Here is a 14,843-nt window from a genome sequence, read left to right as displayed (position 1 = left end):
CCGAGCAGGCGCGCGCGGTAAGCCGCCGGCCCGTAGACGGCGTCGATGCACTCCGCGCGCCTGGCTGCCGGTGGCTGCGGCAAGGCCGGGCTCCGCCAGCAGGCCGTTCACGCGCGCAGCAAGCGCACCGATGTCTGCGGCCGGGGCCAGGAGGTCGCCGCAGCCGCAGCCTGCAGCCGCTTCACACAGGCCGCCGGAGTCATAGGCCACGACCGGCTTGCCAAAAGCCATGCCTTCAAGCGCCGTCATCCCGAAGCCTTCGCGGATCAGCTGGGTACCACCAGCACATCCATAGCGCAGTAAGCGGAGGGCAGGGAATCCTCATAGCCGTAGAATTTGAAGCGGGAGGTCAGCCCTTCCAGCTTCACCTTACGCACACAGCGCTCATAGTAGCTTTTGTCCCCGGGAGTGCCGATGACCACGTATTTTGCTTCCGGATGCTGTTCGCTGACCAGAACCGCCATTTTCACAAAATGCTCCAGACCTTTTTCTTTATTAATGAAGGAAGAGATATAACCGATCAGCAGCTCCCCCGGGGCAATCCGCAGCTCACGCCGCCGTTCGCCCCTGAGTGTGCTCCAGGCCGCCATCAGAAGCTCCTGGTCATTCCAGGAGGGCGGAAGCTGCGTCACCTTGCTGTCGCGGATCTCCTGCGGGAAGCACGACGCTGCCGTATGGGAAATAGCCAGAATTTCATCGCTGTTTCTGTGAATCAGCTCCACACTGATTCCGGTGTATTCGTTATCCGTGATCGTCTCGGAAATCTTCCACACTACCGGAATGCCCAGCGACTTTGCCGCCAGCGCCGGCAGGGCATGCACACAGGTGCTCGAAATAATGAACGCCGGCCGGAGCGCGGCAAGCCAGTCTTTCAGCTCCAGATATTCCCGGCCCTCCTGGAATTTGCAGATGTCCGCCTCAAGTCCCGCGTACGGGGTATACATCCCGTAGACCAGCGGGATCGGGATGATCTGCACATTCAGGCCGGACCTGCGGGCCTGCTGGGTCAGCTTGCCGTCTTGAGGTGCTACGAGAATACAATGGAAGTAACAGGACAGCTCGCGGGCGAAGAACAGCAGCAGCTTCTCTGCACCCGTGATGCTGCGGGTATTGGAAACGTGGGAAAAGAGGACGATTGTAGCTTTGTCGGCCATGGTGTTTCGGCGCTCCCTGGCAAAGGGCCTCGAGCAGCCATTCACCTCCTTCAAAGTGTTAAGCTTTTCTTCGCACTTCACTTGCCGACCGCTTCAGGGCGGGTGCCAAGGTCCAGTACTCAGTATATTGAGGGGGAACAGATGCCGGCACGACACCTGTCCCCCGGTAAGCGCACATTTTTATAAAACACTCTCCAGAGCGGATGCCGTTTACCCGTAGATGACAGTCAGCAGCTGGTGGAGGCGTCTGGTATAGGTATGATCCTTCAGCGTCCGCTCGAAAGCCCGCAGAGCCATGTCGCGGCGCTCCTCCTCATGCGTCAGGTAATAACGGATTTTATCCATCATCTCCTGCGGACTGGAGAAGGTATCAATCTCCTCGCCAACCTTGTAGAAAGTTCCCATATCATCTCTGGCATCGCTCAGCTGCAGGGTACCGCTGGCGGCAATTTCAAAGGTGCGCGGGTTTGGAGAGGCGGCCGGAATCAGCAGCTGATTGTTGTTGTCCTGTTCATCCACATGGGCACGGTGCAAATTAATGACTATTTTCGAGCCGCTGTAGGTGACTGCCGTTTCCTGCGGAGTCATCCACTTCCCAATTTCAATCCGCTCCCCGTATAGAGGGGCTTCCGGGAGACGGTCCCACCAGATTCCGTTAATGACGGTGTTGTAGCTCATCAGCTCAGGCATTACATCCCGGAAAAAATTGATCCGGTTCCAGTAAGCCGAACCAATGAAGCTGACATCCCGCTGAATCGGCGAACGGCCGGTCGTCGGACGGTAGTGTTCCCGGTGGGCGGCAAACGGCAGATAGTGAACCTCAGGGCAGCCCAGGCCGCGGTATACCTCCACACAATTGCGCTCCAGCGTGAACACGTAATCGTAGTGGGCAACAATTTTCATCGTAAAATCGGTATAGTACGGGTCATCGGTGAGCCAAATTGCCGTCTTGATGCCTCTGCCCCGCAGCATGGAAACCTGCTCCAGCGGCAGCTCCATTCCGTCCAGCACCAGCACCAGATCCGGGCACTGCACTGCTGCAAGCTCCGCCAGGTTCTGCCGCACATCCGTTACTGTAACCTGGGTGGTCAGCTTCTGAAGAGCATAAAGAACGGCGTCATCCAGCGGGGAGTACGGATAGCCCTTGCCGGAGGCTACATACATCACATGCAGGTTTCTCACCGGAATCGGCTCCTCCGGCCGGCCGTCCAGAATGGCGATCCGTCCCCGCAGATAGCCCTCGTCATAGCCGGTCTTGAAGCCGGTCAGGCGTCCGCGCAGTTTTTCTTCCTCTGCCGGTGTCCGTGGCAGCGGCGGCGCGGGTATGATAAATTCGTTATTCATGAATAATCGCTCCTTCATCCCTTTGGATTTCACATTTGTGAAGTAAGAACATTCAGCAGCTCCGGCAGCCTTGCCGTAAAGGTATGGCGGCGCAAGGTCGTCTGCAGCCCCCGCAGCGCAAATTTCCGCCGCTCATGCTCATGCTTCAGGTAGTAATCGATTTTGCGCTTCAGCTCTTCAGCCGAGGCAAAGGTCTCCAGATCGTAGCCCGGACGGTAATAGCTATCCAGATCCTCACGGATATCCGTCAGCTGCATCGTTCCGCAGGCGCTGATTTCATAGGTGCGGGGATTAATGGAGCGCGACGGCAGCTGAAAGGTATTGCGGTTATCCAGCCCGCCTTCCCAGGGCCGGTGAATGTTGATGACCAGCTTCGCCCCGCTGTAATAATTGGCTGTTTCCTCCGGAGGAATAAAGCCGCTTTTGATAAAAGGCGACAGCTCCTCGAACTGGCTCAGGCGCTCCCAGAAGCCACCGGCGATCAGCACCTTTTTCCCCTTCAGGTAAGGCGCCAGCTCATCAAACAGCGCGGTGCGGTTGCGGAAAGCATTGCCGATGAACACAATATCGAACTGGTACTGCGGCCCGGTCCGGCGCGGATAGAACATTTGCGGATTGACGCAGAGGGGCAGGTAATGGACAGAGCCTGCCCCCAGGGAGCGGTAAAATTCCACACACCCCAGCTCATGCGTAAATACATGGTCATAGTGCAGACAGATAACGGAGGTATCCTCGGTAAAATACGGGTCATCCGCAAACCAGATGGCTGTAGTGATGCCCAGTTTCCGGATTTCATCAATCTGGTCCAGATGGTTCTCGGGAAAGACATGCAGGCCGTTCATGACCAGCACAGCTCCCGGCCTCTCGCGCGATGCAACCTCCAGCATCGTTTCAGGACTTGCGAGAATCAGTTCACTGACAAGCAGCCGGAGCGCTTCTGTGATTCCTGTATCTATCGCTTCAAACCCCTGGGGGACATACATCAGCTTAAAAGGCCGGCATGCTTCCACCTCCGGAGAATTCAAGCGTTTCACAGCTTCACATAAGCCGAGACGGTATCCCTCCTGATAGCCGTCCCGGTAATCCCGCGGACGCGTTCTTCTCTTTTTTGCTTTCACGGCTTTCACCCTGCCCCGTCATATTCTCAAGACAGTAGTACTATATGCGGAGTCAGCATCCGCCTCATGGACATCTGCCATGCCCGGCGATAAATTGGCAGATGCCCGCTGTCAATCACCCGGGTTGCCCGCACCTTTGCTTATTCCTTCCACTCCCGCCACCTCCGCCGCCAAATAAAAAAGTGCCCCAGGCAGCCAAACAGCCGCCGGAGCACTCTTTACGGACAAACCTATAGGAGCAAGTTGTTACTCATCACCTCTATAAAACTAACTTTTATTCGATATGTAAGATCAGCTTGGTTATAGGGACGTTCATCCATATGTGTATCCGTACACTCATCGGTACGTTCATGTCATGGGACTAAGTGGATTTTTGACATCTATTTTTCAACTATGCAGCCTTTTTGGAACATTAGTTGGAAAAACGCCACTTAAATGCTCCCAATTCACTCCAAACGGCCGATACGCCCCATTTTAAATAGCACATATCCACTTAATTACCGTAAAGTCCGATAAAACAGGAAATTAAGTGACAAAAATCCAATTAGGTATCTTCCATCTTCCCACTCCCAGCCGATTCAGAGGCATTTATGCCTCTCATTCTAGCCATCGTCCCCTACTCCTTCCGTAGCCACAGACGGGCGAAATAGCAACCTACAAATCCCATAAAAAAAGACATCCAGACGGCCAGGCCGTCCAAATGTCCAAGATATACAATACTTTTGTCTTATGCTAATAGGGCATGTCATCCTTATCGGTGAGACAGTCCGTATACTCATTCAGCAGCGCATCCAGCTTAACGGATTGGCGGAGAACTCTGATATCCTGCACTCCATACTCAAGAGCCAGCCGATTCAGCTCCTGTCTTGCCTGCTCGATTCGATCCCTGTGTTCGTCATTTCCCATAGCGGCCCCCTTACTCAGTTGAGGCTGTAAGCCATTGTTAATCTTTTACTAAAGTTCCAAACACATTGTATTCGATTATGCACCAGGGGTCAATTGCCCAAAGTCCCATTCTTGCGCCCCAAAAATCCTGCAGCAATACGCACAATGCCGCCCAGCATAACGACGGCCATCATATCAAAACTCACATTGAACAGGAACAGATGCTTGCCGATATCCGCCCGGCCGTCACCGAGAATCGGCACCAGGAAAGAGAATAGCCCGATCAGACCCAGCAGCATAAGCAGCTCTCCGGCAACCCGTTCCCGGAGCTCCCGGGCACGGAAATAATACAACAATATTCCTGCGTAATAGACCAGATAAAAGAGGCCAAGGAACCAGAGCGAATCAGGCAGATGCCTGTTTTTGAACTCACTCCACCCGCTGTATGTATAGGCCACTGCCCCTGCGGGCTTACCCAGACTTTTCTCATAGCTTCCGAGATAATAGGGACGGATGGACATGCTGTTCTGTGCCGCATACTCCATATTATCTATCAGCCGCGAGGGATGTTTTAAATAGAAGAAAAGGACATCCTTATGCGAGATCCGGTCATAGAAATCCGGCGTCAGCGAAGGATCATCCTGCTTGATCGCCGTATCCCCCTGAAAATAGTTCGTTCCCGCCAGCACCTCAAGCCGTTCCGGCAGCCCGAGATCGCGCAGATCGCCGCGCACATCCGGAGACTCGTTCAGAATGCCGAAGAATACCGTCTGGTACAGGTTAATATGCTTCAGCTCCTTGGGAGCCGTCACGTACAGAATGACCGATACAACCGCTACCGCTACAGCAAACCGCCTGGCCAGCTTGCCGAAGCCCCCTTCCCTCTGAAGGGAGCCGAGACGCCAAAAAATCAGCATAAACGCAAGGCCCACCGGCGCGTTCTGGATTTTGGAGCAGACAAGAAACAGCACAGCAATGAAGAACAGCGTCAGCCCCCTGCGGGTCGGATGGTCCTGCATCGTCAGCCTCAGCCCCAGAACAAAGGTCAGCAGCATGAACACCATCGACACCGGCTCACCGAACAGCGAGTTGAAATAGGCCAGATACCCGATATCATAAAAAACAAACAGCATTCCGGCCCCGAGCAGCAGTCCCATAACAGCGGAGTGCTTGGCCCCGAGCTTCACGGTCAGCCAGGTTGCGGCCAGCAGCAGCACGGCATAGACCGCCCCGAGCACCCGGATATCAAAATAGCTGCCGTGAACCAGCCCGGCCAGAAGCCGGGGGACAAGCACCAGCAGGATCTGCGAGGAAGGATAAAAGCCCCTGAACAAGTTATCGTAAGCGAACTGCGAGTGGCTGAAGCTGAAAAAGCGGTCCGCATAGCTCTCCGTAGCATTATAATAGTTCAGTCCGATCGTATTCATCATGCGCAAAAAATCGCCATTATCGGCCACCCCGACAAACGGCTGCAGAAACAGCAGATACAGAATCAGTCCGCCTCCGGCCAGAGTGACCAGAATCTGCGGCTTTAGTACTCTTTTCATAGCTCCTCCTAGCGCTGCGGCAGCAGCTTCACATATTCATCGGACAGGCCCATCAGCTGCAGGATATAGTTATAATCTCCCTCATACTTGCTGTAGTCCGCTACAGGCTGTAGGGTATCCAGCGAGACGGCGGTACCGTCAGCGAAGCTTTTGCCCGGAACAAACATAATCTCATCGTTAAAAAAAGAGCCCGAAGGCATGTAGTACCTCATCCCGATCACATTTCGCTCTATATTAAGCAGGTCATGCCCAAAGGCTGTAAAGCCTTCCGCTTTCAGATCGAGGCCCAGCAGGTTGGCTACCGTCGGCACAATATCCAGCTGTCCTCCGGTTCGTTCTACAGTCTGCCCCTCGGTCATGCCCGGCACATGCACAATCAGCGGAATATTGAACCGGCTGATCCGCGGATGATACGGGATGCCCAGCGCTTCCTCAACCTGCTCGGGCGGCACATCCTGCGGCTGCAGGCCGAAATGGTCACCGTACAGCACCAGCACCGTGTTGTCCCATAGCCCCCGCTGCTTCAGCCCATCGATCAGCGTGCCTATCGCATAGTCGGCGTAGTTGATCGCTGTCAGATAATCGCCCAGCATCGTACCTTCCAGCGAATCCGGCATTGTGATCTTCCGGAAGCTGTCCGGAACCTTGAACGGATGGTGGCTGGAAGCCGTCACAAGCTGCGCATAAAAAGGGGTTCCCTGCCCGTTCAGCTCTGCCAGCTTGTCTACAGCGGTAACATACAGCTGCTCGTCCGAGGCGCCGAACGAATTAAAATGATCGTTGACGAAATTGCCTTTGTCATAGTACCCGTTAAAGCCCAGTGCCGGATACAGCTCATTGCGGTTCCAGAAGCCTACCTTATTCACGTGGAAGGTGTAGGCTTCGTATCCCTTTTTGCGCAGCAGCCGCGGCAGGCTCGGCAGCTCACGGTCCCCGAAGCCGGTGGACATCGCAAGCGTCCCGATCGGATAGATCGAAGTGTTGCTCATAAACTCGGCATCCGACGTGTTGCCCGGGCCAATCTGCTGATAGACCTGCGGGAAATAAAAGCCCTCTTCCGCCAGGCTGTTCAGCACCGGTGTCAGCTCCTGCCCGTCCAGTGACTGATGCAGCGGAAAGTTCTGGAATGCCTCCAGCTGGATGACGATAACATTTTTACCCTTTTGCGAGCCAAAATAGTCCGGAACCGTTCCGGATGGCTTGCTGCTGTAGGGATAAGATGCTTCCAGCGTGTTTATTTTGGCAATCGTTTCATTGATATCGCCCGTGCCGATCAGCCCGTTATCCTCCTGCGCTTTGAGTGCCGCTACCAGCTCATAGTTCAGGAACCCTGCGCTTTCCGCCTGAACCAGCTCGTTGGTGATGCTGCGTGCGGCGTGCACCGAGTAGGCCGAGAGTAACCCTCCGCCGATAATGGCCACCAGAATGACAACAAGCTGGATTCTTGAGGAAGCCGGGCGTGTACCGCCGCTGTAGCTCCGGCTCTGATAAGCCGGCCCCCGCTGCCATCTGCGTATTCCCGCATAGACGACCACAATTACAAGATCAGCGAAGAACAGGTAATCCACCGGCTGGATCGTCGATTCCACACTTTCTTTAACCTGGAATACCTGGTTTAACTCATAAAAAGCCAGATAGGTCGGGACCGACCCGAAATGGTTAAAATACACACTGGACGCGAACAGCAGCAGCGACAGGATGACATTGAAGCTCCAGTAGGCTCCTGACTTGATCCGCCGCGGCAGCAGCACGGTCAGAATGCCCATAATGAGCAGCACCGGCGCAAGGTCCATGGCAATCCATTCCCAGGCGATCCGTTCAAAAAACAGCACCCGCAGCAGCAGCAGCTTCAGCCAGACCAGTCCTGCTACCACATAGAACTGCACCGGCAGCAGCCTGTTGTTTTGTTTGTTCATAGAGATCCCTCTTACTTCCATACTATATTTCTGTTAACTAAATTCCACTTTTTTGTAAAAGTTCAGATTAATCTAGTATAGCAATTGTTGTTTTGTTACGCAAAACACCCCGCAAACTTATAATTTCTTGGATAGCAAAAAGAGACACAGCCTGCTGCAGGCCTGCGTCTCTTCTATTGCCAGAATATATTTCTTCATTAATATATATTTTTGAATGAAGTCAGTTTCTTCATTAATATAGTGTGTTGCTTGCTCTCTTTATACTGAAGCTGTACATGACGCCATCCAGGTTGTAAGTAGCTTCAATAGCCGGCCCACCGCTATGGCTCTCAAAGGTGATCACTCCCGGCCTTGGTTCGTTTTTAACCAGCGTGTAATCCTCTTTCAGATTAACTTCGTACAGTTTGTCTGCGATAACTGCAGCTGTGCTCTGGAGGATGGCGTTGTCCATGCTGAGCAGCTGCTCATCCCGTTCCTCTTCAGTCTGGGGGTGAGTAAGACCAACAACGTTCAGTGAATAATCGGCTACATCCAGAACTTTTTGGGTTGTATAGTCAAAAGTAACAAATGTATCTTGACCCGGGCTGTCGCCATAATACAGGGTAATTTCATCGCCTGCCCCTTCCGTTGTGGAACGGACTACCCCGGTCATCTGGTCTTCCCAGCCGGTTCTCAGCAGTTTGAGCGCCTCTAGTCCGGTATGTTTCAATTCCTCACTGACCTCACTCTGATCTATATTAAAACCGGCCCGTTCATAGACCCCGTTTGTAAAGTTAATGCCTGCATCCGCTGCAGTAATGACATCTTGAACCTGTACGCTATGATCCGGTGAGCGCCCGTAGTCCACATAACGCGTAGACCCGGTAACGGAGAATTCTCCTGTGTAGCCCAGCTCCCGCAGCTTCTCTCTGGCATCACTGACAAGTTTGCTGTCGGTTGCTTCGGGTCCAAATGCTGCATTCATCGTGTACGCGTCCGCTTCCCCTGTCTCCGCGTTAAGTCTGAGCATTGCATAGGCTTTGCTGTACTCACTGTATACAAGTTGTACGCGTCCAGTACGCTGCTCGTATTCCAGCTTTTCGAAAGGGATTTCCCGGCCAAGCTGCTTTAGGATCAACTGCTCTGCAATCCTCTTTAGCTCTTCATCCGTAAGTTCAGCCTTCTCCTTGACGGGCAACCCAATTCCTGCAGGCGTTTCTTTACCCGGCGGTCCATCCCGCAGAAAAAAAGCTCCTGCTCCCGCCAGTATCAGCAGGATTACAGCCGTGAGGATTCCCATTCGCAGCTTGCGGGGGCCGCGGACGTGGACTGCTCCGGATTCCGCCCGCAGCCTGCGCATCACCTGTTCGGCAGAGGCGTCCGTAAACTTAGCCTCCTGAAACGGCCCCTTACGGGCCTGCTCATACCACTGCGGCTCACGTTCATCCATCATTGTAACCCCCTTAGTTTATCCTGGACTTTACGGCGTGCCCGGTGCAGCCGCGATTTGACGGTTCCCGGCGGCAGACCGGTCAACTCGGCAATTTCATTAATAGACAGCTCTGCCTTGAGATCCAGCACCAGCACCTCGCGCAGCTTATCCGGCAGCTTCATAATAACGCTCCAGATGTCCTTCGTCTGCTGGTTGCCCATGTACTCCATCTCCGCCGAGCGTGTTGTGCCGAGCAGCTGTCCGGCTTCCTCTAGTGCTCCCTGCTGCTCCTCCGGGCCTGCCGCCGTCAGGCTCTGGATCCCACTGCCCCATAGACCCGTGCGGAAAAATCGCGACTTCCGGTAAGAGAACACGGTGTTCCGCGCAATCGTCAGCAGCCAGCCCTTCAGGCTGGCCGTTCCCCTGTACGTGCCGATCCGGTAGAAGCATTTCACAAATACCTCCTGCGCGAGATCGTCTGCCTGCTCGGTATTTTTGGTCAGATAATAGATATAATTCCAGATGTCATTGCCATACAGGCTCATAACCTGCCGCAGCTGTTCTTCATCCATGGCTTCGGCAAGCTTCAGCCTGTCCTCCAGTCCATTCTTCAGCTCACTCTTATGCTCAGCCCTCTGCTCATCATTCAAACCAGCCTTCAGCTCACCCCTGAGTTCATACTTCAGCTTATCCAGTTCCAAGCGCTTCACCTCACTTAATACGACCCTATTGATACGGGAAAGGTTCCCTATATTTTCTATTAGATTACCTCATCTTTGCTTAATTGCACTCTGTACACTTAAAAAGCCACTTTTTCCGCCCAAAGCCCGTCTAAGTGTATTCCGTGCAACTAAAACAAGCGAAAAACGCTCTTTTGGCCGATTCGGGCAGATTTAGCTGCACAAACTACAGTTATATGGCGAAGGGACAAATTCCTGCCGGTTTTAATTGTATAAAATGCAGCTATTGTGTCTGTCGGAGGGAATGCAGGCTCGCGGAGAAGCTTCAATGCGTTCGGCCAGATGGCACATGGGTAGCACATCCAGTAAGCAAAAAATGACCTCCGGATATCCGGAGGTCATCACATTGTTTAAACAGCGCTATTTGTATGCAATCCGGGCACTTTCACTCTAAATATCCTTGGCAGTAAATACCCGCAGCGAGATGAGATAAGAGCAGAATACAATCAGAGCGTAACCGAGACCTGCAATTACCGGCACCAGCGGGCTGTCTGTAGTCCCGTTACTTACCCAGCCTGCCAGACCGGGGAACCATTCCATCAGCTGTTTTACAGCAGCGAAATTAACCATAATCAGTATAATAAAGACCATATTAACGATCTGGGTTCCTTTGCGCCCCAGCCAGTAATAGAGCGGAAGGTAGAAGGAGGCCAAGAGAGGAAATCCGGCGATACACAGCAGTAGCTCCCTCCAGGCCAGCGGATCGGTAGTACGGCCAACTGAAAAGGCGACCAGATACAGCAGCACGGTGCAGGCAAAGCTAAGCACGGAGTAAGGCAGCATGGCCAGGTATTTGGCCAGCACGATCTGCTGTCTCTGAACAGGCAGACTGACCAGGAATTTCTGGTTATGGTGCTGCACATCCATTGTGCAGGTGTTGATCAACAGCAGCATGGCCGGAAGCAGGGCGAACACAGTGTAGTTATCAAAATTCGTAAAGCCCATGACCAAATAGTATGGAATCAGCAGCAGAATGAACTTTTGCACAATAATGAAGTCTTTGCGGATGAGATGAAGTGAATTATACACGCAGATCGCTCCCTTTTACCGAGAAATACATAATTTCCTCCAGCGTTGGCGTCTCGCAAATGGCAGCGTCCTTAAAGTAACGCTCCCCTTCCGCACGGTTGCCCATCAGTCCTTCAAAGCCGTGTGCACTCTCGCGGATTCCCAGAAACAGACGGCGGGTGTCGCGGTCGAGCAGCTCTTTCCCGCCTTTGACGAGCAGATATTTCTCCGCCAGCGCCTCCTTCATCTCACTGAACACAACCCGCCCGTCATTCACAAACACAATATAATCGGCAATCCGGTCGAGATCGGTCGTGTTATGGGTGGAGAACAGAATGGATTTTTTCTCGTCCTGGATGTGTTCGGTTAACAGATCAAGCAGCTCCCGCCGGAACACCGGATCAAGGCCTGACGTAGGTTCGTCCATAATCAGCAGATCAGCGCCGTGGGATAAAGCGATGGCGAGTGAAAATTTGATTTTCATCCCCTTGGACAGATCCTTGATCTTCTTGCCCGGAGACAGCCTGAACAGCTCCTGGTACTTCACATATGTATCTTCATCCCAGCGGCTGTAGAAGGGGGCGATCACCTTTTTCATCTGCTTGATTGTCAGCTGCTCATAATAAATATTCTCGTCCGACACGTACCCGATCCGTTCCTTAACCGCTGACTCCTGCTCTTTATTCTGGCCGCCGAACAGCTTAATGTCTCCCCGGTCCGGATGCACCATGCCCATAATCATCTGGATCAGTGTGGTTTTGCCTGCACCGTTGGGGCCAATCAATCCGGTAATGTATCCTTCCTTAATACCCAGCGAAATGTCCTGCACCGCAAAAGAACCGTAGCTCTTATGAACATGCTCCAGCCTGATACAATCGCTCATTCCTGCTCCTCCTCGTAGATAAGTTTCAGCATCTCTGCCAGTTCCGCGTAAGACAGCCCCAGCTGCCTGCTCTCCTCACTGACTTCCTTCAGCTTCAGCTCCAGTATCCGCAGCCGCTGCTCTTTGATGAATTCCTGATCCGCGCCGGAGACAAAAGAGCCCTTCCCGACGATCGAGTTAATCAGACCCTCCCGCTCTAGCTCCTCATAAGCCCGTTTGGTCGTAATCACACTGATCTGCAGCTCCTTGGCCAGCTGGCGGATGGACGGCAGAGGCGTCCCCGCTCCCAGCTCCCCCTGCAAAATCAGCTGCCTGACCTGCGTCACAATCTGGGCATAGATCGGCTCTCCTGATGTACTTGATATCAAAATGTTCATGCTGCGGCACCATCATCCTTCGGTGAAATGTGTTTAATGTATATATTTAATATATACATTATATAAGGAGGGGTGTCAATTGCATATCATACCTTCTGCACCTTATTAGCAATAAAAGGGCTATTTTCACTCAATAAAAAAACACATAACACTTACGCTTCATGTAGTCATTTTTATGTTATCTACCGCGAGTATCTCCGGCCAGCTCGAAGGCGTTATCACTCGAGCTACAACGGCTCTGGCAGCGGCGATGGCGCGAGCAGCGCAGGGCAACGCGCGCAAGGGCAAGGCTGGACGGCCGAACAGTAGGCGGCGCACCAGGCGATACCAAGCAGCAAGGCAGCACTAGCGAAGCCATCATTGCCGGTGTAGCACTCGTTCTTCTCCTGGCAGCGGCATTTACTACGTTTTATAAACGGAAGCAGTTGTAGACTGGAAGGTTAAATATCAATACAAATAAACATCGGAAGGTTGGTCCTTCCGATGCTTATTTTGTTTATTTATCTTGAATTTTTATACAATTAGTACTTAAGTCAGGGTAATTCAACAACCTCTCCATTCGTTGCATTTACATAAACCGAATCAACTGTTTTTGACAGATTTCCATCGTATAAAACTATATTCCATATCTCACTAAATGCGTTTACTATAATAATAGGTTTACTCAGTTGATAATGTTTTGACAAATAAACATCTATTAAATGATAAATGTCATCAAAATTAACAATCCAATTGCTTGTATCAAGTATTTTTTCATCTAACCTTTCCCCACTATATACTGTAAAATAATCAATACTCCTCAAATTTGTATCTATTGAAACTTGAGCAAGAATGTGTGGTACTCCAAACCAACTAGAATTTGAAAGATGAAAGGTATACAAGAGTTTGGTATTTCTATTCTTTATAGCTTCTTGTCCATCTAATCTCATTTGAACCGAAGTGAACTCGGTATTAGGCCTCCACTTATCTATACGTTCTTTTGCGACTTTCATTCCATCTATGAATGAATTAATCTGATAATCATGTATGGGGACAATTAAATTTTCGGTAATGTTTGTTCTGCTCCAATGTTTCATATTTAAAAAAAACAGAAGAATAGAGATGAGAATCACAAAGAACAAACCAAATGTTATTAAATATGCAATGTTCAATTTCAATTTCAAATTTTCCACCTACTGAATTGTAGAATAATATTTCTGAAATAATTTAACATAACTCATTACTGCAGAACCATAATTACTGGAACCATTATATGCTGTTAGAACTGCCTGATTAGGACTAGAAGGATTTAAATTCATATTTATTATTCCAATATAAAAAATGTTTGTTTCGTTATTCATTAATAATTGGTAATACTGCTGGTCTGTTTTTGTTGAAGTTTTACCTAGTACTGTTGTTTCACTTCTTCTAGCTGTACTAATAAAAATTTGTCCTAAGCCTATAGACGCTTGACCAAGATAGCTAAGTTTATAAGGATCAAATGCATCATCCGGCGCAAAGCATCTCATCTCTCGAAACAATACTGCAGCAATCATTTCTTTTGATACTCCAAGTGATTGACTTGTCAAATTAATGTAACTATCGTATATTTGAATGATTTCAATTGCCTCGGTAGTATCATACACGCTAAAGCTTTCTTTAAACGGCGCAAATTCGTTTGAAAACATTTTATCTAATCCACGAAGTAAATCTGCCTCAGCATGTATTTCTGCTTGTTTATGACTATTTCCTTTGGCATCATTCCATTCTTTTGTTAACTGAATAATTCTATCTTGTACATCAATATTTAGGTTTTCGTCTCCTTCCTGCCAATGCCCTGAAGGATCAATATATTTTAATGGATTATTACTCACATACGTATACAAATTCTGACTCAGCGGATTATCAATTTGCCCTTCATACGTATCCTAGTTTATAAAGCGACTATTCTAAAAATAGAGGACGGCGACTGTTTCCAATCGCCGCCATCCAGATTATATCAACCAGCTTCTGATATGGATACTTCTGGAATTACGTATGCCTTCTTGGTTTTCATCAAGTAGAAGATTACGTTCACTAGCTTCCGCATAATGCACACAATGGCTTGCTGCTTGGTCTTTCCTGCGGCTAACTTTTGCTCATAGTACCAGTGAAAGTAGGGGTTCCGGGGTACTTTTGTAGAACGTGTAACCAGAAGCTGACGGATCGCAAGCGATTTAATGATGTCGTGCAATACTCTATTCCCCTGCTTACTCTTGTAGTTTCTAACCTTGTTTCCTGAGCCAACGATTACCGGGGCGATTCCGGCAAATCGGGCCAGCTTATCGGGCGTAGCAAAGAGATAGATATCACCAATCTCTGCTACCAGCTGCGCTGCCGTGACGAGGTCAATGCCTGTCATGCTTTCCAGTTGGAAACCTCGGCTATGTTCTCCTCCTTTACTTGATATATCTATCAAATTCGTCTCTCGGCAAACATTTA

15 protein-coding genes are annotated in these 14,843 nt (G+C 50.7%); all 15 read right to left on the bottom strand.

The features are described 5' to 3' along the window. A partial coding sequence (locus tag AWJ19_RS37175) for a glycosyltransferase (RefSeq protein WP_277815778.1) occupies positions 1–267 on the bottom strand: 267 nt, incomplete at its 3' end. Next, positions 267–1,154, bottom strand: a complete 888-nt coding sequence (locus tag AWJ19_RS37170) for a glycosyltransferase (protein ID WP_068722018.1) — start codon at positions 1,152–1,154, stop codon at positions 267–269. The genes AWJ19_RS37175 and AWJ19_RS37170, both read right to left, overlap by 1 nt. Before the next feature lie 210 nt (positions 1,155–1,364). Next, a complete protein-coding gene (locus tag AWJ19_RS05290) occupies positions 1,365–2,498 on the bottom strand; it encodes a glycosyltransferase (protein ID WP_068722017.1) in 1,134 nt (377 codons plus the stop codon). Between the two features lie 29 nt (positions 2,499–2,527). Next, the gene (locus AWJ19_RS05285; protein WP_068722016.1) at positions 2,528–3,616 is read right to left on the bottom strand and encodes a glycosyltransferase; all 1,089 of its coding nucleotides are present in this window, start codon (positions 3,614–3,616) and stop codon (positions 2,528–2,530) included. 732 nt (positions 3,617–4,348) lie between these two features. Continuing rightward, on the bottom strand, positions 4,349–4,522 hold the full coding sequence (locus tag AWJ19_RS33835; protein WP_082707708.1) for an aspartyl-phosphate phosphatase Spo0E family protein: 174 nt from the start codon (positions 4,520–4,522) through the stop codon (positions 4,349–4,351). A gap of 89 nt (positions 4,523–4,611) precedes the next feature. Then, positions 4,612–6,048: a hypothetical protein gene (locus AWJ19_RS05280; RefSeq protein ID WP_068722015.1), complete on the bottom strand. Its 1,437-nt coding sequence runs from the start codon at positions 6,046–6,048 to the stop codon at positions 4,612–4,614. An 8-nt stretch (positions 6,049–6,056) separates the two neighbouring features. Further along, a complete protein-coding gene (locus AWJ19_RS05275; RefSeq protein ID WP_068722014.1) occupies positions 6,057–7,964 on the bottom strand; it encodes an LTA synthase family protein in 1,908 nt (635 codons plus the stop codon). Between the two features lie 232 nt (positions 7,965–8,196). Further along, positions 8,197–9,396 (bottom strand): hypothetical protein, encoded by a 1,200-nt coding sequence (locus AWJ19_RS05270; protein ID WP_128083503.1) that lies wholly within the window; start codon positions 9,394–9,396, stop codon positions 8,197–8,199. Next, a complete protein-coding gene (locus AWJ19_RS05265; RefSeq protein WP_241781610.1) occupies positions 9,393–10,076 on the bottom strand; it encodes a sigma-70 family RNA polymerase sigma factor in 684 nt (227 codons plus the stop codon). Before AWJ19_RS05265 ends, AWJ19_RS05270 begins: the two co-directional genes overlap by 4 nt. A 429-nt stretch (positions 10,077–10,505) precedes the next feature. Continuing rightward, positions 10,506–11,144, bottom strand: coding sequence for an ABC-2 transporter permease (locus AWJ19_RS05260; RefSeq protein ID WP_068722012.1), 639 nt, complete (start codon positions 11,142–11,144; stop codon positions 10,506–10,508). After that, positions 11,137–12,006, bottom strand: a complete 870-nt coding sequence (locus AWJ19_RS05255) for an ABC transporter ATP-binding protein (RefSeq protein WP_068722011.1) — start codon at positions 12,004–12,006, stop codon at positions 11,137–11,139. Before AWJ19_RS05255 ends, AWJ19_RS05260 begins: the two co-directional genes overlap by 8 nt. Then, on the bottom strand, positions 12,003–12,383 hold the full coding sequence (locus AWJ19_RS05250) for a GntR family transcriptional regulator (protein WP_068722010.1): 381 nt from the start codon (positions 12,381–12,383) through the stop codon (positions 12,003–12,005). Before AWJ19_RS05250 ends, AWJ19_RS05255 begins: the two co-directional genes overlap by 4 nt. 533 nt (positions 12,384–12,916) lie before the next feature. Further along, positions 12,917–13,540, bottom strand: a complete 624-nt coding sequence (locus tag AWJ19_RS05245; protein ID WP_128083502.1) for a hypothetical protein — start codon at positions 13,538–13,540, stop codon at positions 12,917–12,919. A gap of 15 nt (positions 13,541–13,555) precedes the next feature. Then, complete coding sequence (locus tag AWJ19_RS05240; protein WP_128083501.1) at positions 13,556–14,236, bottom strand: hypothetical protein; 681 nt, start codon at positions 14,234–14,236, stop codon at positions 13,556–13,558. 125 nt (positions 14,237–14,361) lie between these two features. After that, positions 14,362–14,820, bottom strand: coding sequence for a transposase (locus tag AWJ19_RS05235; RefSeq protein WP_068722007.1), 459 nt, complete (start codon positions 14,818–14,820; stop codon positions 14,362–14,364). Positions 14,821–14,843 lie beyond the last annotated feature (23 nt).

The organism is Paenibacillus sp. DMB5 (assembly GCF_001517085.1).
GTDB lineage: Bacteria > Bacillota > Bacilli > Paenibacillales > Paenibacillaceae > Paenibacillus_AQ.
The sequence above is the reverse complement of the archived record's forward strand: the minus strand, read 5'-3'. Positions and strand labels throughout refer to the sequence as shown.